Source organism: Flavobacterium lindanitolerans, from assembly GCF_002846575.1.
GTDB classification, from domain to species: domain Bacteria; phylum Bacteroidota; class Bacteroidia; order Flavobacteriales; family Flavobacteriaceae; genus Flavobacterium; species Flavobacterium lindanitolerans.
On the sequence record NZ_PJND01000007.1, the window covers coordinates 861,216 to 881,846 of the forward strand.

Annotated in this window: 18 protein-coding genes; 10 read left to right on the plus strand and 8 right to left on the minus strand. The window is 38.3% G+C overall.

Annotated elements, in window-relative coordinates; all coding sequences use genetic code 11:
* The first annotated feature begins 568 nt into the window (after window positions 1–568).
* Window positions 569–2,035, plus strand: a complete 1,467-nt coding sequence (locus B0G92_RS03800) for a tetratricopeptide repeat protein (RefSeq protein WP_101471147.1) — start codon at window positions 569–571, stop codon at window positions 2,033–2,035.
* A gap of 560 nt (window positions 2,036–2,595) precedes the next feature.
* Here the strand turns inward: B0G92_RS03800 and B0G92_RS03810 are convergent.
* The gene (locus tag B0G92_RS03810; RefSeq protein WP_101471148.1) at window positions 2,596–3,183 is read right to left on the minus strand and encodes a riboflavin synthase; all 588 of its coding nucleotides are present in this window, start codon (window positions 3,181–3,183) and stop codon (window positions 2,596–2,598) included.
* 57 nt (window positions 3,184–3,240) lie between these two features.
* Between B0G92_RS03810 and pdxA the strand changes: the two genes are divergently transcribed.
* The 6 genes from pdxA to accC all read left to right on the plus strand — a co-directional run bounded on the left by pdxA (window position 3,241) and on the right by accC (window position 8,252).
* Window positions 3,241–4,290, plus strand: coding sequence for a 4-hydroxythreonine-4-phosphate dehydrogenase PdxA (gene pdxA, locus B0G92_RS03815; protein WP_056067710.1), 1,050 nt, complete (start codon window positions 3,241–3,243; stop codon window positions 4,288–4,290).
* 84 nt (window positions 4,291–4,374) lie between these two features.
* The gene (locus B0G92_RS03820) at window positions 4,375–4,920 is read left to right on the plus strand and encodes a YceD family protein (RefSeq protein WP_056067711.1); all 546 of its coding nucleotides are present in this window, start codon (window positions 4,375–4,377) and stop codon (window positions 4,918–4,920) included.
* 9 nt (window positions 4,921–4,929) lie between these two features.
* On the plus strand, window positions 4,930–5,124 hold the full coding sequence (gene rpmF / locus B0G92_RS03825) for a 50S ribosomal protein L32 (protein WP_082482157.1): 195 nt from the start codon (window positions 4,930–4,932) through the stop codon (window positions 5,122–5,124).
* A 167-nt stretch (window positions 5,125–5,291) separates the two neighbouring features.
* Window positions 5,292–6,290 carry a beta-ketoacyl-ACP synthase III gene (locus B0G92_RS03830; protein ID WP_056067713.1) on the plus strand — a complete coding sequence of 333 codons (999 nt, stop codon included), beginning with the start codon at window positions 5,292–5,294 and terminating at the stop codon, window positions 6,288–6,290.
* A gap of 24 nt (window positions 6,291–6,314) precedes the next feature.
* Window positions 6,315–6,803, plus strand: coding sequence for an acetyl-CoA carboxylase biotin carboxyl carrier protein (gene accB, locus B0G92_RS03835; RefSeq protein ID WP_056067715.1), 489 nt, complete (start codon window positions 6,315–6,317; stop codon window positions 6,801–6,803).
* A 102-nt stretch (window positions 6,804–6,905) separates the two neighbouring features.
* Window positions 6,906–8,252 carry an acetyl-CoA carboxylase biotin carboxylase subunit gene (accC, locus tag B0G92_RS03840; RefSeq protein WP_056067716.1) on the plus strand — a complete coding sequence of 449 codons (1,347 nt, stop codon included), beginning with the start codon at window positions 6,906–6,908 and terminating at the stop codon, window positions 8,250–8,252.
* A gap of 30 nt (window positions 8,253–8,282) precedes the next feature.
* Here accC and B0G92_RS03845 read toward each other — a convergent pair whose 3' ends face one another.
* From B0G92_RS03845 to B0G92_RS03870, 6 genes are all read right to left on the minus strand, one after another.
* Window positions 8,283–10,826 carry a CHAT domain-containing protein gene (locus tag B0G92_RS03845; protein ID WP_143394990.1) on the minus strand — a complete coding sequence of 848 codons (2,544 nt, stop codon included), beginning with the start codon at window positions 10,824–10,826 and terminating at the stop codon, window positions 8,283–8,285.
* Complete coding sequence (locus B0G92_RS03850) at window positions 10,826–12,832, minus strand: PKD domain-containing protein (protein ID WP_101471150.1); 2,007 nt, start codon at window positions 12,830–12,832, stop codon at window positions 10,826–10,828. Before B0G92_RS03850 ends, B0G92_RS03845 begins: the two co-directional genes overlap by 1 nt.
* Before the next feature lie 82 nt (window positions 12,833–12,914).
* The gene (locus tag B0G92_RS03855) at window positions 12,915–13,883 is read right to left on the minus strand and encodes a hypothetical protein (RefSeq protein ID WP_056067721.1); all 969 of its coding nucleotides are present in this window, start codon (window positions 13,881–13,883) and stop codon (window positions 12,915–12,917) included.
* A gap of 68 nt (window positions 13,884–13,951) precedes the next feature.
* Window positions 13,952–14,557 carry a hypothetical protein gene (locus B0G92_RS03860; protein ID WP_101471151.1) on the minus strand — a complete coding sequence of 202 codons (606 nt, stop codon included), beginning with the start codon at window positions 14,555–14,557 and terminating at the stop codon, window positions 13,952–13,954.
* Between the two features lie 61 nt (window positions 14,558–14,618).
* Window positions 14,619–15,584 (minus strand): hypothetical protein, encoded by a 966-nt coding sequence (locus tag B0G92_RS03865; protein ID WP_143394991.1) that lies wholly within the window; start codon window positions 15,582–15,584, stop codon window positions 14,619–14,621.
* A gap of 52 nt (window positions 15,585–15,636) precedes the next feature.
* Window positions 15,637–16,077, minus strand: coding sequence for a hypothetical protein (locus tag B0G92_RS03870; RefSeq protein ID WP_121366403.1), 441 nt, complete (start codon window positions 16,075–16,077; stop codon window positions 15,637–15,639).
* A gap of 173 nt (window positions 16,078–16,250) precedes the next feature.
* On the opposite strand from B0G92_RS03870, the gene B0G92_RS03875 reads away from it, so the two are divergent.
* The 3 genes from B0G92_RS03875 to B0G92_RS03885 all read left to right on the plus strand — a co-directional run bounded on the left by B0G92_RS03875 (window position 16,251) and on the right by B0G92_RS03885 (window position 18,578).
* Window positions 16,251–16,832 (plus strand): RNA polymerase sigma factor, encoded by a 582-nt coding sequence (locus B0G92_RS03875; RefSeq protein ID WP_056067730.1) that lies wholly within the window; start codon window positions 16,251–16,253, stop codon window positions 16,830–16,832.
* 7 nt (window positions 16,833–16,839) lie between these two features.
* Window positions 16,840–17,562, plus strand: a complete 723-nt coding sequence (locus B0G92_RS03880; protein WP_101471154.1) for a tetratricopeptide repeat protein — start codon at window positions 16,840–16,842, stop codon at window positions 17,560–17,562.
* A gap of 173 nt (window positions 17,563–17,735) precedes the next feature.
* Window positions 17,736–18,578 (plus strand): T9SS type A sorting domain-containing protein, encoded by an 843-nt coding sequence (locus tag B0G92_RS03885; RefSeq protein ID WP_101471155.1) that lies wholly within the window; start codon window positions 17,736–17,738, stop codon window positions 18,576–18,578.
* A gap of 60 nt (window positions 18,579–18,638) precedes the next feature.
* Here the strand turns inward: B0G92_RS03885 and B0G92_RS03890 are convergent, their stop codons facing one another.
* A complete protein-coding gene (locus B0G92_RS03890; RefSeq protein WP_101472018.1) occupies window positions 18,639–20,540 on the minus strand; it encodes a S9 family peptidase in 1,902 nt (633 codons plus the stop codon).
* Between the last annotated feature and the right edge of the window lie 91 nt (window positions 20,541–20,631).

The window sequence follows — 20,631 nt, forward strand, 5'->3', positions numbered from 1 at the left end:
TTTACTGATAGAAAATTCCTTTCTATGGTTCACCATAGAAGCCGTAAAATTGTTATGAATAAAGAAATATCTTGTTTGTCAAGATGAAAATAAATTACCAAATAAAGTGACATAGCTTTAACATTGATTGGTGGTAGGTCAATGCGGTAATTTTTGAGAGGAGGGTGACCCATAAGTGTTATTTTAGGGGAAAATATGTTCTTGGTTTATGTCGCCCTCCTTATTTTTTATTTCTGCAATTTTTATCTTTTCCCAATTTCCTTACTTAAAGATTTTTCTATTGCTTGTGGCTCTTTGTAAAAATAGTTGCTTGTAATAGAGTATTCGGTTAATAAAATTATTTTTTGTTTCAAAAAGGTTTCTTTTTTAAATATATTATAACTTTAATGGTTGTATAGTTGTGATTTTTCTCTTAAAACTATTTAAAGGTCAAATATTTATTAGTTTTTATATTGTTTTGTTGTGAAAATGCGTTTTTTATGATATAATAAATATTTACTTATTTTGCCTGCCCTCAAATATGGATTGATTAAAAACTAAAGCCCAGCATAAGTGCCTTTCTATATTTATGAAAAAGAACAAATACCTCCCACTTTTCATTTTTTTTCTGTCGTTAGGCAAAAGCTTTGGTCAGAGTTTTAATCAGCCCCAGATTGACAGCTTGCTGCTGGTTGCGGAACAGCTTGAAATTAAAGATGCTGCTTATGGGGTAACATTAAGTCTTAAAGCTTATGATGATTCCAAAAAAATTGGCTACAAAAAAGGCATGGCGCAAGGATTGCTGATTGCCAGCCGGAAACAGCATGAATTGGCTAAATATGAGGATGTGCTTAAAAATGCTACAGCAGCAGAAAAACTAGCGGTCGAAATTTCCGATGCCAAATTAATTTCCGATGCGCTTCGGCTAAAAGGGATAGGCTTTACCGGAACCGGCGATTATGGAAAAGGATTGGCGCAATTCAGGAAAGCACTCCGTTTTGCCCAAAATCTTACAGATAAAGAAGTCAAAAGCTCAAGACTTGGTGTGCTTTATAATGATATCGCTTTTAATTTGGATGAAAATGGTGGAGAAACAGATTCCGTAGCCTTTTATTATAGAAAAGGTTATCAGGAATTTCAGAAAATGGTGCTCAACAATCCGTTGAGAAATAAGACACTTTCCTTGGCTTGCTCCAATGTAGGTTCCAGTTTTTTAAGAGCAAAACAATTGGATTCGGCAGAATTTTATCTCGACAGGGCACTGCAATTGGCAAATTCTGTCAATCATGAAGCTGTTAAGGCCAATACTTTGTGTGATTTAGGCAGTCTTAATTACTCCAGAAAAAAATACAAACAGTCAATTGATTATTTCGAAAAAGGTATTGGTGTTGCCAAATCCATAAATGATGTTTATGCGCTTAAATCGCTTTATCTGGGAATTTCAAAATCCTATGAGGCAGTTCGTGATACTAAAAAGGCAGAAAACTATCTTCTTCTCTATAATGAGTTAAATGACAGCGTCAAAAAGAATCAAAAAGAAGACGTACAGATGCAGACTGCTTCAATGGAAGATGGTAACATTATTGCCGATGTTGATGGAAACTCGAAACGGACACTTATTTTTTCAGCAATATTTGTCCTGTTGCTGATCATGATATTAATTCATATTTATAGGAAGTTCCAAAAAGAAAAGGCAAATAACGCGCGATTGCAGGCGGAAGTTGAGGATTCGATCACGATGTTTACTTTGCTGCAAAAAGATGAGGCACACTTAAAAAAGATACGCCATCTTGCCAGTTCCAATGATCCGTCCTTTTTAATGTTGTTTAAAGAAACCTATCCGGATTTTTATAAAAAACTGAACAAGATTAATCCCGGACTCATTGCCGGAGAACAAAAATTATGTGCTTTCCTCAAACTGGATCTTTCTACCAAAGAAATTGCGCAATTCACCAATTCTTCCATCAGGGCGGTGGAAGCTAAGAAATACAGGTTGCGCAAAAAGCTTTCCATTCCTTCAGAAGAAGATATTAATGTCTGGATGATGAATTTATAAGTAAGCACAGTCCTTCATATTGTGTGAGCATTGACTCCTTTTTTATGGAAAAGTGGCTTGATGTATTTTAGCTTGCTCTTATAGCCGGAACCATTCTGGCGGGAATTTTTTGTGAATACCGGGTCTTCTGAAATTAGATGAGCCTGTAGAAGAGTGAGGAATTCTTAAAAAATAAAATGGAATTTTTTGCTTATTTCCCAGATTTTGATGAAAAATATAGGGTATTTAAGAATTTGGTAGCGTGATTTTTGCAGATATCTAAAAGGATATTTTTCTTTGGTAAAATATTTTGATAAAAAGATTTTTTATTTACTTTTACAGCCTATGAGGATTGTCCCAAATACAATTGTAAATCTTGCGGTTGTTTTGTTTTCTGTGACAAATTGTCTTGCTGATAACGAAACTCCGCCACCGCCGCCCACAGGCCCAACGCCAATAGGTATGCCCATCGACAATGGGATTCTTATTTTATTGGTGATAGGTCTCGCATTTGCTTTTTTTAGATTTAAAATATCAAACACAAATAAAAAAACTCCGATGTAAATCGGAGTTTTTTGTTTTTATGCTAATTGGTGTAGTCGTGAGACGTATTTTCCTATAACATCGAATTCAAGGTTGATTTTTGTGCCTACTTCAAAATTTTTGAAATTGGTGTGTTCATACGTATAGGGGATAATGGCAACGCTAAATGCATTTTTTTGGGAATTTACAACAGTCAGGCTTACTCCGTTTACGGTAATGGAACCTTTTTCTATTGTAATGTTGCTTAGCTTCGGGTCATATTCAAATGTGTAATACCAGCTTCCGTTTGCTTCTTCAATGGAGATGCAGGTTCCGGTCTGGTCAACATGTCCTTGTACGATATGTCCGTCCAATCTGTCGCCAAGCCTCATGGCACGTTCTAAATTAACCTGGTCGCCAATTTTCCACTCGCCTATATTTGTCTTGTCGATAGATTCTTTGATAGCGGTAACCGTATATTGGTCGTTTGAAATTCCTACAACAGTCAGACACACGCCGTTATGCGAGACGCTTTGGTCTATTTTAAGTTCGTGGGTAACTGATGAGGAAAGCGTAATGTGTATGTTTTCTCCCTCTTTACGCAGGTCTTTGATTGTGCCGAGGGTTTCTATTATTCCTGTAAACATTCTGGTTTTATTTTACTAAATTTGCACTTCAAAATTAGCAATAAATAAGGAGCAAGCATTATGAAAAAAGCAGAAAATATAATCGTTGGAATTTCAGTAGGGGATTTGAACGGTATTGGAAGCGAGATTATCCTAAAAACTTTCGAAGATACCCGAATGCTTGAGCTTTGTACTCCGGTTATTTTTGCCAACGTGAAAATAATGTCCTTTGCTAAGAAAAACCTTGATGCTACAATAGCGCTTCATGGTATCGACAAAATAGAGCAGTTGCTACCCGGAAAAATTAATGTGCTGAATGTCTGGAAAGAAAGCGTTACTATTGAATATGGAGTCAACGATGAAAATGTAGGGAAGTATGCTATAAAATCATTCGTGGCAGCTACAAAAGCTTTAAAGGACGGACAGATTGATGTTTTGGTTACAGCACCTATTAATAAATACAACATACAGTCTGAGGAATTTAAGTTTCCGGGTCATACAGATTATCTCAATCAGGAATTGGAAGGTGATGCCCTTATGCTGATGGTTCAGGACGATTTGCGTGTTGGACTGATTACAGACCATGTTCCGGTAAATGAAGTGGCTTCCCATCTTACAGAAGCGCTGATTAAAAGTAAAATTGAGACAATAAAAAAATCACTTATACAGGATTTCAGCATAAGCAAACCCAAAATAGCAGTTTTGGGATTAAATCCCCATGCCGGAGACGGAGGAGTAATTGGGAAAGAAGATGATGAAATTTTAAGGCCGGCAATCAAAAAGCTGTTTGAAAGCGGGACCCTTGCTTTCGGTCCTTATGCGGCTGATGGTTTTTTTGGAAGCGGACAATATGAAAAGTTTGATGCGGTAATAGCAACATATCATGACCAGGGTCTGATTCCTTTCAAAACCCTTTCTTTTGGAAAAGGAGTGAATTATACGGCGGGATTAAATAAAATCAGAACCTCTCCGGATCACGGAACGGCTTATGATATTGCAGGTAAAGGAATTGCAGATTATAATTCATTTAAAGAAGCCGTTTATCTGGCTATTGATATATTCCATTCCAGAAATGAATATGCGGCCATGACGGAGAAACCCTTAAAAATAAAAGAAAAACACTTATAAACAAAAAAATGTTTATAACGCTTTTGGAATTGTAATTATTTTATATCTTTGCACTCCCGAAGTTTAGGGCAAATTGTTGTTAAGATGAGAGTAAGTAATGAGTTTTTAATTCCTTTTATAGGATTAAAGTTAGGAAAACATCAGTTTGAATATCAAATAAATAAAAAGTTCTTTGAAGACTTTGGTTATGACGAGTTTGAGAGTTGTGATATCAAAGTCAATGTAGTTTTAGAGAAAAAAAGCACTATGCTTGAGCTTCATTTCAAACACAAAGGTACTATTCATGTTCCTTGTGATTTGACTAATGAGATGTTTGATTTGCCGGTTAAAGGAAAAATCAATCTTATTGTCCAGTTTGGAGAAGCTTTTAATAATGACAATGAAGAATTGCTCATTTTGCCTCATGGCGAGCATCAGGTAGATATTTCGCAATATATCTACGAAATGATTGCGCTTTCCATTCCTCTAAAAAGAATCCATCCGGGTGTGAAGGACGGTACGTTAAAAACCGATATCCTTGACAAGCTGGATGAATTGAAAGTCAATGCGAAAGAACAAAAAGCTGATGCAAAACAAGAAGAGACAGATCCCAGATGGGATCAATTAAAAAAACTATTAACGGATAAATAATATAGTAAAATGGCACATCCAAAGAGAAAGACCTCGAAAACAAGAAGAGATAAAAGAAGAACACACTATAAAGCATCTGTTCCTCAAATCGCTACATGCCCAGTGACTGGAGAGGCGCATTTATACCACAGAGCTTACTGGCATGAAGGTAAGATGTACTACAGAGGTCAAGTAGTAATTGATAAGCAAGAAGCTGTTGCTTAATACAATTTTGCAGTAAAAAATCGAACTCTCACGTTGTGGGAGTTTTTTTGTTATTTATAATTTATTGATAAATAACAGATTGCAAGAAGGTATGTTTTAGATTTTTTTTGTAATTTCCACCTCTTTTCGAAACACTAATTTTCGGGAAGAAATTATTAAAAAATAATATGAATACAATCACAGCCGCAATTACCGCTGTTGGTGCCTATGTGCCTGATTTTGTGCTTTCAAATAAAGTACTTGAGACGTTGGTCGATACGAATGACGAATGGATTACCTCTCGTACAGGAATTAAAGAAAGACGCATTTTAAAAGATGATACGAAAGGAACATCTTACCTGGCCATTAAAGCTGCAGAAGATTTAATTGCTAAAAACAATATTAACCCGGCAGAAATTGACTTAGTATTGCTGGGAACTACAACCCCTGATATGCCTGTGGCTGCAACAGCCGTTTATGTTGCTTCGCAAATTGGTGCAGTCAATGCTTTTGCTTATGATCTGCAGGCTGCCTGTTCCAGTTTCTTATACGGAATGTCAACCGCAGCAGCATATATCGAATCAGGAAGATACAAAAAAGTTTTATTGATTGGTGCAGACAAGATGTCTTCTATAATAGACTATACAGACCGCGCAACATGCATCATTTTTGGTGATGGGGCAGGAGCCGTATTGTTCGAACCAAATTATGAAGGACTTGGTTTTCAGGATCAGTATTTAAGAAGTGACGGTATAGGCCGCGAATTCTTGAAAATTGAAGCAGGGGGATCTTTACTTCCGGCATCAAAAGAAACAGTTGAAAACAGACAACACTATGTTTTTCAGGACGGGAAAACCGTTTTCAAATATGCCGTTTCAGGAATGGCAGACGTCAGCGAAAAAATAATGGAGCGCAACAACCTTACCAAGGATGATGTCGATTGGCTGGTGGCCCATCAGGCAAACAAGCGTATTATTGACGCTACGGCACACAGAATGGGTCTGGATGAATCCAAAGTACTCGTTAATATTCAAAAATATGGCAACACCACTTCAGGTACACTGCCATTGCTTCTGAACGACTTCGAGAAGCAATTCAAAAAAGGAGATAATTTAATATTTGCTGCATTTGGTGGTGGATTCACATGGGGATCTATCTATATGAAATGGGCATACGACAAACAATAAAACTAAAACCTAAAATCGAATATCATGGATATTAGAGAAATTCAAAACTTGATTAAGTTTGTAGCAAAATCGGGAGCTACTGAAGTAAAATTGGAGATGGATGATTTTAAGATCACAATCAAAACTACAGAAGGAGGATCCTCTGAAACTACAACTTACATCCAGCAGGCACCTATCAGCCATGCACTACCGCAAGCAGCAATGCCACAACCTGTTGCTCCGGCTGCTCCTTCAGCGCCAGCCGCTCCTTCATCAGATGAAGACACTTCAAAATATGTTACTGTTAAGTCTCCAATTATTGGAACATTATATAGAAAACCTTCGCCAGACAAAGCTCCTTTCGTAGAAGTTGGAAGCACTATTTCAAAAGGTGATGTAGTTTGCGTTATCGAAGCGATGAAGCTTTTCAACGAAATCGAATCAGAAGTTTCTGGAAAAATTGTAAAAGTATTGGTAGATGATGCATCTCCGGTAGAATTTGACCAGCCATTATTCTTAGTTGATCCATCCTAAATTTAGATTTTAGATTGCAGATTTTTAGATTGCAGATTTGACCAGAATTACAATCTAAAAATCTAAACCATCCAAATTGTCTAATTATCTAACCAAAATAAGATGTTTAAAAAAATATTAATCGCAAACAGGGGAGAAATAGCACTTCGTGTTATTAGAACCTGTAGAGAAATGGGTATCAAAACGGTAGCCGTTTATTCCACAGCAGATGCAGAAAGCCTTCACGTTCGTTTTGCTGATGAAGCTGTTTGTATAGGCCCACCACCAAGTAACCTGTCTTACTTGAAAATGTCTAATATTATAGCGGCTGCAGAAATTACAAATGCAGATGCTATCCACCCGGGATATGGTTTCCTTTCTGAAAATGCAAAATTTTCAAAAATCTGTCAGGAGCACGGAATCAAGTTTATTGGTGCTTCTCCTGAAATGATTGAAAAGATGGGAGATAAGGCTACTGCCAAAGCAACGATGAAAGCTGCAGGAGTTCCAACTATTCCTGGCTCTGATGGTTTGCTTGAATCTTATGAGCAGACTAAAAAACTGGCTAAAGAATTTGGCTATCCTGTAATGCTTAAGGCTACTGCCGGAGGTGGAGGAAAAGGAATGAGAGCGGTTTGGAAAGAAGAAGACCTTCTAAAAGCCTGGGAAGGTGCCCGTCAGGAAGCTGCTGCGTCATTTGGAAATGACGGAATGTATATGGAGAAACTGATTGAAGAGCCTCGCCATATCGAAATTCAGGTTGTGGGTGATGCTTACGGTAAAGCGTGCCACCTTTCTGAAAGAGATTGTTCCGTTCAAAGACGCCACCAAAAATTAACAGAAGAAACGCCTTCTCCGTTCATGACAGATGAACTTCGTCAAAAAATGGGAGAAGCTGCTGTAAAAGCTGCAGAATATATTAAGTATGAAGGTGCCGGAACAGTAGAATTCCTGGTTGACAAACACAGAAATTTCTACTTTATGGAAATGAATACCCGTATTCAGGTAGAGCACCCAATTACAGAACAGGTTATTGATTATGACTTGATTCGCGAGCAGATTTTGGTTGCTGCCGGTGTGCCAATTTCAGGGAAAAACTACCTGCCACAGTTGCATGCTATCGAATGCCGAATCAATGCAGAAGATCCATATAACGATTTCAGACCGTCACCAGGAAAAATTACGACATTGCATACGCCAGGAGGTCATGGAGTTCGTTTGGATACTCACGTTTATTCCGGATATACAATTCCGCCAAACTACGATTCTATGATTGCAAAATTGATTACTACTGCTCAGACAAGAGAAGAGGCAATCAGTAAAATGAAACGTGCACTTGACGAATTCGTAATCGAAGGAATTAAGACGACAATTCCTTTCCACAGACAGCTAATGGATGATCCGGCTTATGTAGAAGGAAATTATACAACAAAATTCATGGAAACTTTCAAAATGGAAGAGCCTAAATAAAAAAAATCCCAGCTTTAGCTGGGATTTTTTTTAGCTCTTTTTCTGCCTTTGGAGTACAATCAAACAGGAAAGAATAATGAGCGCTCCGCCAAACAAATACCAATAGTTGCAGGAAGTATCTTCTGAAACTTCCCCGTAAAAAACAAAAGCACTCCAATAATAAGGCGATTTTTTGCCATTAGGGATAGCCTTGTCATTCAGGAATTTCATTTTTGCCTTATGGTTTGCAATTGGGTAACTATTGCCTTTTTTATAATGGGTATAAAAGTTTTTCATAAGCAGGGAAGTCGTAAAATCATTTACTTTCCATAAAGAAAACAACAGATTTTCAGCACCTGCATTCTGGAATCCTCTGGCAATGCTTATTGCGCCTTCTCCTCTGTGTAATTTTCCTATTCCGGTTTCGCATGCGCTTAATACTACCAAATCCGGATGGATATCTAACGAATACAAATCGCTGTATACTATGTCCTGATTGTAAAAAGAAATAGTAGCAGGAACGTCGACAGTACCGGACGAAGCATGTGTAGAAAGATGCAGTATAGGATGTTTTTTGCTTTCTTTTATAAAATGGGCGTAGGTTGCCTCCGATTTTTCAAGATAAGCTCCGGGAAACAGTTCTTTAATTGCTTTCATTTCCTCTAAAGAAAAAACCAGGCTTCTGCTACTGTTTTCAAAAACCGGGAAAACTCCTAAAACAGAGGCTTCTTTTATATGGTGGTTTTCATGATTTAAATAAAAATCGGCGGAAGTTTCGTAACTTATGATTTCGTCTTTCATAAGATATGGGAGCTTTGAAAAGTCTGTGCTTTGCGAAGCTTTTGTCAGCAGAGATTCAAAAGACACAAAACACAGGAGGCCATCCGGAATTATGAGGTGTTTCCCGGTTTTTATTTTTTCGAGAGCAAGAAGTTTATATAGAGCAAAACTTTGTTTTTGGTAGCCGGAAACATGGTCTGAAATGGCAGAGGCTTCAGTGAAATAATCCAGATAATCTGTAATCGTTTTTTTGTTTTTTGGGGAATTCGGGAAAGACTTCAGCCGTATTCCGTTGGATGCAATGTCAAAAATATAAATAGTGTCTTTTCCGTAAAAGTAGGAGGTAAGCGTGATATCATCGTTTTTAAGCTTGACATACAGCCTGTCCATATCAAATTCTGAAGTCAGTTCCATTCCGTTTTTCCCAAAAGTTTTTTTCAGTTCGGCTATCTTTTCATTTTGGAGTGACAATGTATTGTTTATGACTTCCAAGTTGGCATTTTCACCCTTTTCCTGCTCTTTGGTGATAATGGCAGACAGTTCGTGAATTTTATATAAAATTTCCTTTTGTTTTTTACTGCCTGATTTTTTTGTTAGCGCAATATAGTTTTTTAAGGCCTTTGATTTGGTTGTTTCCTGTAGTTTAAAGGCCTGCTCTAAATATTGCCTGTCGTTCGTTTTATGGAAAAGCTGTTCGTAGATTCCGATTGCTTTTTCGACACGATTCCTGATATTCGAAGTATGGAGTAATGATGTTTCTTCATAAAAAAACACGGTGGAAAATCGTGAATCAATGGCAAAAGTAAGTTGGTAGCAGTCAATGGCTTTGAAATAGTTTTTTTGTTCGGTATAGGTCTGCGCCAATACTTCCAATGCGTCAATCAAAAGAGTTTCAGGGTAGAGGTTTTTCTCTTTTGGAAGTATATTTTTAGAGTTATAGCCGGGAATGAGTTCTTTAAAAATGGCACGGACTGCATTCTGGCTTGCCATTATTTTCTTTTGGTCCAGAAATAATTTTGCTTCTTCGAGATAAACCTGCGAAATATCACGCCTTGAAGTGCCAATCAGGCTGGATTTTGCTTTTTTGATATATTCTTCTGCCTTTGGGTAATTCCTTTGCTTTCTGTAAACCAGGGCCAGATTTTTATATACGACAAAATCAGGCAGTATGCTTTCGGCTTTTTCTAATGCTTTTTTTGAATTTTCGTATTCTCCCAATAAAAGATAGTTTTCACCTAAAAGCGAAAGTAGTAAGGATTTCTTTTCGGGAGATAGCTTGTCAACAGGCTGGCTTTCCAGTAAATCAATTGCTTCCTCGCTTTTTCCTATGCTTTTGTATACGGCAGCCAGATTAATAACAGCGCTGGTTTTTTGTTCTGTGCTGTTTTTTTTTATAGCAAGAAAAAGATACTGTTTGATAGTGTTTTCTGCACTGGTATAATCGCCTGTTAAGGTATAGAGGTTCCCTAATGGTTTGAGACAATACTCAACAATATCATAGTTGGTGAGCTGATGGCTTTGAAATAAGGATAATGCTTTTTCGTAAGAACGTATGGCATCAAAATACAAACCAAATTGTTTCTCATAAAAAGCCTTATTGCAGTCCAGAATTACGATAGCCAATATTTCGTTTTTTGTTTTGGGTTCTGGGTTGTCCCAAAATTGCCTTTCGGTAATTTCAAGATTTTTTATTCCGGTTACTGTAGGATTGGCTATGAATTGGTCTAAAGCTGCATACAACTTTTCTTCCCTTGTTGCATTTTTTTGCGCAAAGGCCCATTGGGTAAACAATAAGAAGACTAAGAATTGTTTCATCAGAATTTCCAGATTGCATAAAATTGCCAATGGCTGAAATCGTTTTCAAAACTCCACAAATAACGCGCTCCAAGGCTTGGGCCTATACGGGAAAATCCAAATGTGACATCTGCAAAAACATTGCTTTGCATTTTTTCAAATGCCTTTGTTTTGGTCTTTTCTGTTTTGGTGTCTCTGGCCACTTCCTCTCCGCGTCTTGGACCATCAGGATTATTGAATAGTGGCTGAAAATATCGGGTTATACTGTTGTTTTCCATAGTTTCATCCAATGCGACCGAGAACTGAGGACCCAATCCAAACCCTATATAGTTATTAAGATTATAGCGTAAGGAAACAGGAACGACTTCGGCTAAATTCCGGACTGTTTTCTGGCTGTTTTCTTTTTGTACATAGGCAACGTCGAGAACCGTTCCGTTAGATAAGACCAGAGGCGGTGAAATTTGTGTCAACACCGGGTCACTCGCAGAAGAGGAACTGCTTTCCATATAATTGTAATACAATTCGGCCTGCAAATACCAACGATAGGATTTATATGGGGAAATAGTAGCGCCCAGAAAATAGCTTTTCGGATTTTCCTGGTCCGGGAAATAATTATATCCTGTGCGAACGCCAATAGAAATTCCCGGACTGAAACGTGTCACCGCATAATTGGTAATAATAGGTTCGTTCTTATCGAAAATAATAGCAGTACGGCTTTTGGTCTTAACTTTATGGAAATCTTTGCCAAATTTTAAACTGTATTTTACGAATCCTTTGGTACTGTCCTTTTCCATTACATTTTTTTGGTTGCTTCCGGGCAGATAGATATTCTTAAATGTAAAATGGATTTGGTTTTTTAAGACAATCGTGTCAAGACAGCTGTAATTTACTTCTTCATTTTTGGGACAGATTTCGCATTTCGGATACATGTCTACAATCTTTAAGGTCGATTTGTCAAAAATATCCGGAACATCCGTTTCCAGCTTTATCTTTCGTGCCGGACCTTCACCATCATTCTGAAAGCGGGTTTTGAAATTCAGGGTTTTAAAACGGACAAGCCTGTAATTCATGAAAAAACCATTGGATGACATCTTGTTGGGGTCGTGAGAAGTCACAATTTCCATTTCAAGATTTTTTACCTTGTGGTTTTTATAATTCCTGTCCGGTACAAAAACGCCGCGGATTGTGAGGGTTGCACTGGTGTCCTTAATCATTTCGGGTGTAGTCCTGAAAGTGAAGAACAGATTTCGGGTTTGTTTTGGAGCAAGGCTGTCAAATTCAAAAACCTTTGAATTGCGATAGAGTGCTTTTGACTGTTCCAGCGTTTCTTCCAGATTTTCCAAATCTTCTATGTTTTTTGGATTCCTGATAAAGGCATTTGCATTACTCGCCAGATAGGTTTCGTGTTTGTCATAGTCGTCAACAAAAGCATAATTTTCTTCCAGCTTTTCTTTTTCATTTTCGTATGCCCGGGCTTCCGGTATTCCAAAATTATCGTCTTTGAACTGTTTGTCGTTATAAAAAAGATAGAGTTTCCCGTTAGTAGAATAATCTTTTAGGTTTTGGTAGCTCATCACCACAATAATTTCTTCGTCGGGTACGGGTTCCCGGTTTTTTTGCAACAGGAAGCCGTCATGTTGCTCAATAGAAGCAATGTCCTGATAGTCTGTTTCCGATAGTTCTGTTACAGCTACTGTTTTGGGGCGTGTGGCAGGTGGCTTTCCGTTGTCGTAATTGTTGGTCACGGCAAGCCGTACGGTTTTGTCACCTTTCTTTTTGTAGGTATGTTTTGGTTCTTTTTCCCTGCTGTAATGTCCGTCGCCCAATTCCCAAAAATAAGTGTAATTGGCAGGCGGTGCTCCTGCAATCTGTATTAAAGGTGGAGTTTCAGGTTTGAAAGATACCTTGTTTCCCTTTTGATCAAAACCAATTATGGCTTTTCGGGTTATAGTGTCCTTTGGTTTGGTTTGCGAAAAGCAAAAAGAAATTCCCAAGAATAAAGCGGCTATGAGGATTAATTTCTTCATAATCAAAGGTGTTTTGTTACTATAAATGTAAAAAAAAGTGATGAGTTGACATCACTTTTGTTAAAATTATATTAATCGTTTCTTAAGGCAGCGCGTTGATGGCTGCTATTAATTGCGCTTCTGTTCCCAGAGTTGTCTGTGCCAGGGTAAAAACGTGTACATCGTTGGCGGCAATTGTTGCCGGTTTGATTGCATAACGCCATTGTCCGTTATCTTCTGTGACAAAAATGATATGGCACTGTAATCCGATAGGAATCTGTCCGTAATGCTCTGAAAATTGATTTGTTACGGGATTATAAGTGTCAAGTTTTGCCAAAGAACTTCCTTCGCCGTCATAGTGAAGATAAATAGCGCTGTTTTCGAAATTATATCCTTCAGGTGCTTCAGCCAATATGGTAGTTTTTGGTCTTGGGTCATTATAGAAACGGTCAACGTTTGTCCAGCCGAAGCTGCTAAAATAAGCGTAGTAGTTTGCGCCTTCTACAAAAACGCCGTTTTGTCCGTTGGCACCACGGTCTTGTTGATCCCATTCAAGATTGCCGTCTTCATCAAATGTACCGTCCCATAAAGACATTCCTGAATCAGGACCTCCGGTAAGGTTGGTAGGAATGATTACCTGCATTGGACAGGAAATCTGAAGTTGCTGACCATTTTTTGTGGCATTGATAAAAAATTCTCCCCCTGAAATTAACAATGCCATATCGCCGTTTGACATTCTTCCCATGGTTGTCTTGTCAGTGGCAAGCATAGTGCCGGGGTCAAATACTTCAGAATACTTAACTACTACTTCTCCACTTACCGGATTCCCGTTTTGTGTCAGGCAGTTTCCGTTTATTGTGAATTGGACACCTTTTGCGCTCGTGAAAGTCGTTACTCCGTCTTCTGCGTTAAAAGTAAAGGTTTGTACACCTAAAGCGTCTTGTCTTAAAGCTGCAAATGCAGAGGCTGATGGTACATAATCTGGCGAATCGCCATCGTCATTTTTACTACAGCCGGCTACCAGGATTCCTAATAGCAGGAATTGTCCGATTTTTTTAAAACTTGTTTTCATGATTTCTGGTTTTTTGTGATTAATTATATATACATATATCAATTGGGTCTGTAAAATGTTACCCCTGGTTATTGAAAAACAATGTCGATGTAAGGAATTCCGAAATCCGGTACCGGGCCTCCTGTTCCATAAAAGTCAGAAGCGGTAATTGTCATCAGTGTATTTGATACAGGATACGGGCTAGGTCCGTTAAATCGCAGTAATCTTCCAACGGTGTTTCCAATGTTTCCTAAATAATTTGTGACTGTTCTCTTTAGCGTGTAAGAAGTTCCGGCTGTTAAGGCAGTAGGTGTTATTGAAACATAGTCTGTAAGAGCAGAATCAAAAACGTGGTTTCCGCTATAGACAACGGTATTGGTACTATTGTCTACAATTTCAATCAGATAGGGAATATTGGCAGTATAAAGATTCGCATTTCCCTGATAGCCTATGGAGCATACTGTTTTATTCGCGCTCAACACGAAAGTATATTCGTGAGTCTGCAAATCCATTGTCGTGACATCAGTAAAAGAAGGGTCGCTTGCCAGGGTTGTGGTATATAGCTGACTGAATTCGGAATTGGCCGTGTTGCAACCGGCAGGCACTGGCTGATTTTGATTATCATCATTATTGCAGCTTATGGTTGCAAAGAGGCCTAAGAATACTAATCCGATTTTTGTAAAACTTGTTTTCATGATTTCTATTTTTTGTGTTAACTGTTCTTATATCAATTGTGTCTTGAAATTGTTACCCATCTTATGGAAGGTTATTGATAATCTGTACAAGATTGGCTTCACTGGCCGTATTGAGTTCGCCGGCAGAAAAAGTATAAGTGCCATTTTCCTGTATAGTAACCGGTTTTATTCCGTATTTCCACATTCCGTTTTCTTCAGAAATAAATATGATATGACATTCCAGTCCGATTGGGAAAGCCGGATAGCTGTTGAATGTAAATGTTTGCGTTAAAGGGTCTCCAAATAAATTAACCAGGGAGTTGTCGTCTCCGTCAAGCGAAAGAAAAACTTCGCTGTTTGCATTGGTGTAACCGGCAGGAGGAATGACGTTAATAGTAGTTTTTGGATTCGGATGGGTGTAAAATTTATCTACATTGGTCCATCCAAAATTGGCAGAAAAAGTAGTGTAGGCTGGCGCAGCACTATTTCCAAATCCTAAATCCCATTGGTTTTGCTGTACCCAGACCAGATTTCCATCAGGTAAAAACTCTCCGGTAAAAACATCCATATCGGTGTCAAGTCCTCCGGTCAATGCTGCGGGAATTTGTATCACATAACCCGATGTTGCCAATTGCTGGCCGTTTTGTTTTGCATTGACATAAATTTCCCCGCCAGAAGTCAATATTTCGAAATTATTGCCCGGAAGTTTGGCTACAGTGGGTTTGTTGGTTACCAGCATGTCACCCCGTTGGTAAATTTCTATGACCTCTACCGTAACAGGGCCTGCAACCGGAGTAGAATTAAGCGTGATAGCTCCTGCGTTAAACTGGATTATGGCTCCTTGTGTTGTAGTAAGATAATTGGTAGTTGACGCATCGATTGTAAAAACCTGTTTTCTTGAATTAATAGCCTCAGAGAATAAAGCATTCAATTCGTTGCTTGTAGGGAATGGATTCAGGTTTTGGTTGTTGTCGTCGTTCGTGTCACAGCTCAATAGTGAAAAAGAGGCGATAGACAGGATTCCTATTTTTTTAAAGAATGATTTCATAATTTCTACTGTTTTTAATTGGATTAATTGTTCGCTAGTTTTTTTGACGGGCTTACCTCTCAAATTCTGCACTTCGTATGATTTTATAAGTAAGGATATCGTTTGTGCTGATTAACTGAATCATTTTCAAGGCATGGTTTTCAGAACCTGAAAATCCTTTGGCAGTACCGTTTACGGTTTCTACTTCCCAGAAATACAAGCGTAGCATAGGATTAGAGGCTTCGTCTGCTAATTGGTAATAGCTTTCTATTTTTTTATCAAGAATAATTTCGCCGGCAGCTGCCATGGCAATCCTGCTTTCTGCTTTTTCTAATGACCGTGCGGTACCGGAATAGCTTCCCTGGTCAGTTTTTACGCTCCAGTCATATACGATTATGATTTTGTCTGCTGTGATTTCTGTAGTGTTTTCATTATTTACGGCAGTTCTTTTTTCTGTAGCATTTGCGCTTATCGACAATGCTATCATTACTAATGTTAAAATGGACTTTTTCATGATTTCTAAATTTTTTAGTGTTATTGTCTTTGTTTCTGTCAGTACATCAATCGTCTTTCTGAATTGTTACCCTACCGGAAATTGATGTGCTTTGTATACCTACATACCTGTTGTGCCAAATTTGTTACCCTTGTGTTTTTATTTTTTCTACATTAGCAGTAAACAAGGCAGTTATGACAGAAAAGAGTATTCATTCTGACCAATTTTATATTGAAGGATTGCTGCAAAATGATTCGGCAGTTATCAAATCCATTTATAAAAATTTTGTCCCTAAAGTCAAAAACTATATCCGTACCAATAGCGGCGATGATGATAATGCGGCCGATGTCGTTCAGGAAGTTCTTGTGACTATTTACCATCAGGCAAAAACAAAAGGATTGCAGCTCACCTGTCCGTTTGAAGCCTATTTTTTTCTGCTCTGCAAAAGGAAATGGCTCAATGAATTAAAAAAACCTTCTAATAAAGGGGTAACAATTAATGACAACATTGTATCTACAGACGAATCAGCCTATGAACTGGTCCTGCAATCAGAATCTTTTGATGAAAGACAATCACTGTTTGATGAAATGTTCCGGAAACTTGGCGAAAAGTGTCAGGAAGTTCTCAAGCTCAGTTTTGTCTTGAAAACGATGGAAGAGGTGGCCCGTCAGCTTAATGTGACATACGGTTATGTGCGAAAGAAGAAATCACTTTGCACAGGGCAGTTAACAGAAATGATTCAGCAGTCGAACCGATATAAATCGCTAAAAAAATAAGGTTATTATGAATGAAGAGGCATACATCCGTTTTGAAAACTACCTCAATAATGAAATGTCAGAGGAAGAACGTCTGGATTTTGAATCGGAACTCCGGGATAATTCACAGTTTAAGGAAAGCTTTGAATTGTATAAAGAGACAACGGCTTTTGTAAAGCAGAAATTTTCGCCGGAAACCATGGCTTTCAAGAAAAATTTAGAGTCCATTTCTGAGGGCTATTTTGCTGAAGGTAAAAAGAAGGCTAAAGTCATTTCAATTAAGCCCTGGCATTATGCTGCTGCGGCATCAGTGCTGTTGCTTCTGGGAACCTGGATTTTTAATAAAGACTCCATGCCGGAATATAGCGATTACAGCCAGCATGAGAATGCGGCTTTTGTGGAAAGAAGTACGAATGACGAGAATTTAAAAAATGCTCAGGATTTTTTCAACCAAAAAAAATATGCTGAGGCAGTGGCATCGTTTGAAGAAATAAGAAATGCAGATAATCCGGAATACCAATATTTTTATGCTATAGCCTTGATAGAAACAAACCATTTTAAAAAGGCGGAAATGCTTTTGGAATCCATCAGGAACGGAAATTCAGTTTATAAAAATAAAGCAACCTGGTATCTGGCATTGTCTGAATTGAAACAACTTGATTATGAGCAATGTAAAGAATTGCTTCGGCAAATTCCTGAAGACGCGGAAGATTATGAGAACGCCCAGAAATTACTACAACAATTAGAGTGAGGAAAAACCGGCTGAGAAAGCCGGTTTTTTTATTTCTTTTTAATTTTTAATGGTGTTTTAGCTATTTTTATTGATTATAATTTATGTAATTAATTAAAAATGAGAATATTTTGTATGTTTTGAATTAAATTTTGATATATTTGAAATGTTGCGATAATCAAAATTTAATCATTATGAAACAAAATTACCATCAAAAATTGTTTTTTGCCCCAATCAAAAGACAGTCTTTTTTGACTGTGGTATTATTTGTATTGGCTTTTGGAGCTAATGCACAGATTTCAACGTTTCCGTGGATGGAAACTTTTGAGGACAATTCGCCATCCCGAGGTGCCTGGACCCAAATTTATGAAGTAAATAATATGTCGTGGACATTTGCTACTTCGCCGTCTACAGGTGGAGGCGGAGTAACGGCCTATGAAGGCGTTAAATTTGCCAATTATCCCGGAACTTCACACGATTTTGACAAAACCAAACTGGTGAGTCCCGTGCTGGATTTGTCGGCTGTAAGTAATCCATCGGTTAGTTTTTATTTCAGAAATCCTTTTTGGAATCCGGACCAGAATTGGCTAAGGATTTTTTATCGTACATCCGAATCTGCGGCATGGGTACAAATTGCGGAGTTCCATTCTGATGTCAGAACCTGGACTTCATCAGGCGATATTGCACTTCCGTCACCTTCTGCAACCTACCAGATTGCGGTGGAAGTTGAAACCGATTACGGATATTCTACAACGGTTGATGCCTTGGAAGTAAAAGGCAATGCTCTTGGACTTCATGAATTTTCAAAATCATTAGTAAAATACTATCCAAACCCAACAGGAGGATTGTTGAATCTTTCAAGCGGCGAGACAATTTCTGATGTGACAGTGTTTAATCTGTTAGGGCAAAAAGTATTAGAATCTACAATTAATTCAAATCAGGGACAGTTGGATATTTCGTCTCTTACCAGCGGCAATTATGTAATTCATGCCAACACAGAAAAAGGCAAAGAGATTTTCAAAATTGTCAAGAAATAAAAAAAATATATAACGCAACAAAAAATCCCCTGAGAAAAATTCTCAGGGGATTTTTTGTTTTTATAATGTTTCTTTCAGCCATCTGAAGAATTCTTTCTGCCAAACCTGGGCGTTTTGAGGTTTGAGTACCCAGTGGTTTTCATCCGGGAAAAGAACAAATCTGCTTTTGATACCTTGCAATTGTGCGGCCTGGAAAGCTTCCTGTCCTTGTCCGATTGGAACACGGTAGTCTTTTCCTCCCTGGAAGATTAGAATAGGAGTATCCCATTTGCTCACGTTGTTGATTGGGTTGAATTGCGAATAGGTTTTTTGTGCCGCTGCATTACCGGCTTCCCAGTATGGTCCTCCGGAATCCCAATTCGTGAAGAATACTTCTTCGGTTGTGCCATACATACTTTGAAGGTTGAAAACACCGCAATGTGCTATAAATGTCTTGAATCTTTTTTGGTGGATTCCTGCCAGGTAAAACACAGAATAGCCCCCATAGCTTGCGCCAATGGCCCCCAGTCTTGTTTTGTCAACATAGTTTTCTTTTGCAACATCATCAATGGCAGAAAGGTAGTCGTCCATTACCTGGCCTCCCCAATCTTTACTGATTTGTTCGTTCCATTCTACTCCATGACCCTGCATTCCTCTTCGGTTTGGCGCTACTACAATATAACCTTGTGCTGCCATAACCTGGAAATTCCATCGGAAAGAATAGAATTGTGTTAAGGCAGACTGCGGACCTCCCTGGCAATATAAAAGTGTCGGGTATTTTTTGTTCTTGTCAAAATTAGGGGGAAGAATCACCCAAACCAGCATTTTCTTTCCGTCTGTAGTGGTTACATAACGTCTTTCAAATTTGCTAAGTGCAATTTTTGAGTAAGCAGCATCATTTACTTTTGTGATTTGTGCCCATGTTTTTTTCTTCAGGTCATACGAATAGATTTCTGCCGCATGGTTAAAATCTGTTCTGGCAACAATAGCCTTATCTCCTGAAAAACCAACAATGTCAGTTACGTCAAAATCACCGTCCGTAAGCTGTCTTACTGTAATGGCAATTCTTGTCAATCCCGGGAAATTAACTTCAAACAATTGTTTTGTTCCGTTAATTGGTGCCAGGAAATATACTTTTTTTCCGTCGGCGCTCCAGGTAAAGCTTTCCACTGTTCCGTCCCAACCGGATGTAAGATTGATGTCCATTCCTTTAAAACGGACAATAATGTCATTTTTGTCGGCCTCATATCCGTCACGTTTCATCTGTAACCAGGTAAGGTCGCCATTTGGAGAAAACTGCGGAGCCGTGTCATAGCCCGGATTTTTCTCCGTAAGGTTTTTTGTGGTTTTTGTGGCGAGGTCATATTCGTAAAGGTCGGTATTGGTAGAAAGTGCATAGGCCGTACCTTCTAATTTTTTAGAAACATAAACGATGCTTTTGCCATCACGTGACCAGATATAGTCCTCGTCTCCTCCAAAAGGTTTTTGAGGTGAATCATACGGCTCGTCCTTCATGATGTCCGTAAAGTTTTCCTTGTCGTTTACATTTGAAAAAACCACGTGATTGTGCGTTCCGTCATTCCATGTATCCCAGTGGCGGTAATTCAGCCCGTCATAAACCTGAGCATTCGATTTCTCTAAATTAGGATAGTAGTCTTTCCCTAAAACCTTCCCGACTTTTACTTCTTTACTTGCCAGTAAAAGCTTTCCGTCTGGAGAAATGTTTTTGTCCTGAACAAGAGTGGTGTAGTCTGCAACTTCGGTCGGATTTCCTCCTGAAATTGGAATGCTGTAAAATTTAGAGTTTGACTTGTTCTCTTCTACAGAAGGAATCGAAACTTTGTAGATTATGTTTTTCCCGTCTTTTGAGATGCCGAGAGGGCTGACCCGTCCTAGCTGCCAAAGCAGTTCGGGAGTCATTAAGTTTTGTGCGGTAGCCGTTAATCCAATCATGCTAATGGTTAAAAAAAGAATTTTTTTCATTTCAAATGCTGTTAAATAAAGGCTTAAAGGTAAACATTTATTCAAATACCATAATAAGAGCAATAAAAAAAGGCTGTCCGAAAAGACAGCC

Coding starts and splice junctions, on each gene's coding strand:
- B0G92_RS03800 (WP_101471147.1), top strand. CDS start 569: ATGAAAAAGAACAAATACCTCCCACTTTTCATTTTTTTTCTGTCGTTA.
- B0G92_RS03810 (WP_101471148.1), bottom strand. CDS start 3,183: ATGTTTACAGGAATAATAGAAACCCTCGGCACAATCAAAGACCTGCGT.
- B0G92_RS03820 (WP_056067711.1), top strand. CDS start 4,375: ATGAGAGTAAGTAATGAGTTTTTAATTCCTTTTATAGGATTAAAGTTA.
- rpmF (WP_082482157.1), top strand. CDS start 4,930: ATGGCACATCCAAAGAGAAAGACCTCGAAAACAAGAAGAGATAAAAGA.
- B0G92_RS03830 (WP_056067713.1), top strand. CDS start 5,292: ATGAATACAATCACAGCCGCAATTACCGCTGTTGGTGCCTATGTGCCT.
- accB (WP_056067715.1), top strand. CDS start 6,315: ATGGATATTAGAGAAATTCAAAACTTGATTAAGTTTGTAGCAAAATCG.
- accC (WP_056067716.1), top strand. CDS start 6,906: ATGTTTAAAAAAATATTAATCGCAAACAGGGGAGAAATAGCACTTCGT.
- B0G92_RS03845 (WP_143394990.1), bottom strand. CDS start 10,826: ATGAAACAATTCTTAGTCTTCTTATTGTTTACCCAATGGGCCTTTGCG.
- B0G92_RS03850 (WP_101471150.1), bottom strand. CDS start 12,832: ATGAAGAAATTAATCCTCATAGCCGCTTTATTCTTGGGAATTTCTTTT.
- B0G92_RS03855 (WP_056067721.1), bottom strand. CDS start 13,883: ATGAAAACAAGTTTTAAAAAAATCGGACAATTCCTGCTATTAGGAATC.
- B0G92_RS03860 (WP_101471151.1), bottom strand. CDS start 14,557: ATGAAAACAAGTTTTACAAAAATCGGATTAGTATTCTTAGGCCTCTTT.
- B0G92_RS03865 (WP_143394991.1), bottom strand. CDS start 15,584: ATGAAATCATTCTTTAAAAAAATAGGAATCCTGTCTATCGCCTCTTTT.
- B0G92_RS03870 (WP_121366403.1), bottom strand. CDS start 16,077: ATGAAAAAGTCCATTTTAACATTAGTAATGATAGCATTGTCGATAAGC.
- B0G92_RS03875 (WP_056067730.1), top strand. CDS start 16,251: ATGACAGAAAAGAGTATTCATTCTGACCAATTTTATATTGAAGGATTG.
- B0G92_RS03880 (WP_101471154.1), top strand. CDS start 16,840: ATGAATGAAGAGGCATACATCCGTTTTGAAAACTACCTCAATAATGAA.
- B0G92_RS03885 (WP_101471155.1), top strand. CDS start 17,736: ATGAAACAAAATTACCATCAAAAATTGTTTTTTGCCCCAATCAAAAGA.
- B0G92_RS03890 (WP_101472018.1), bottom strand. CDS start 20,540: ATGAAAAAAATTCTTTTTTTAACCATTAGCATGATTGGATTAACGGCT.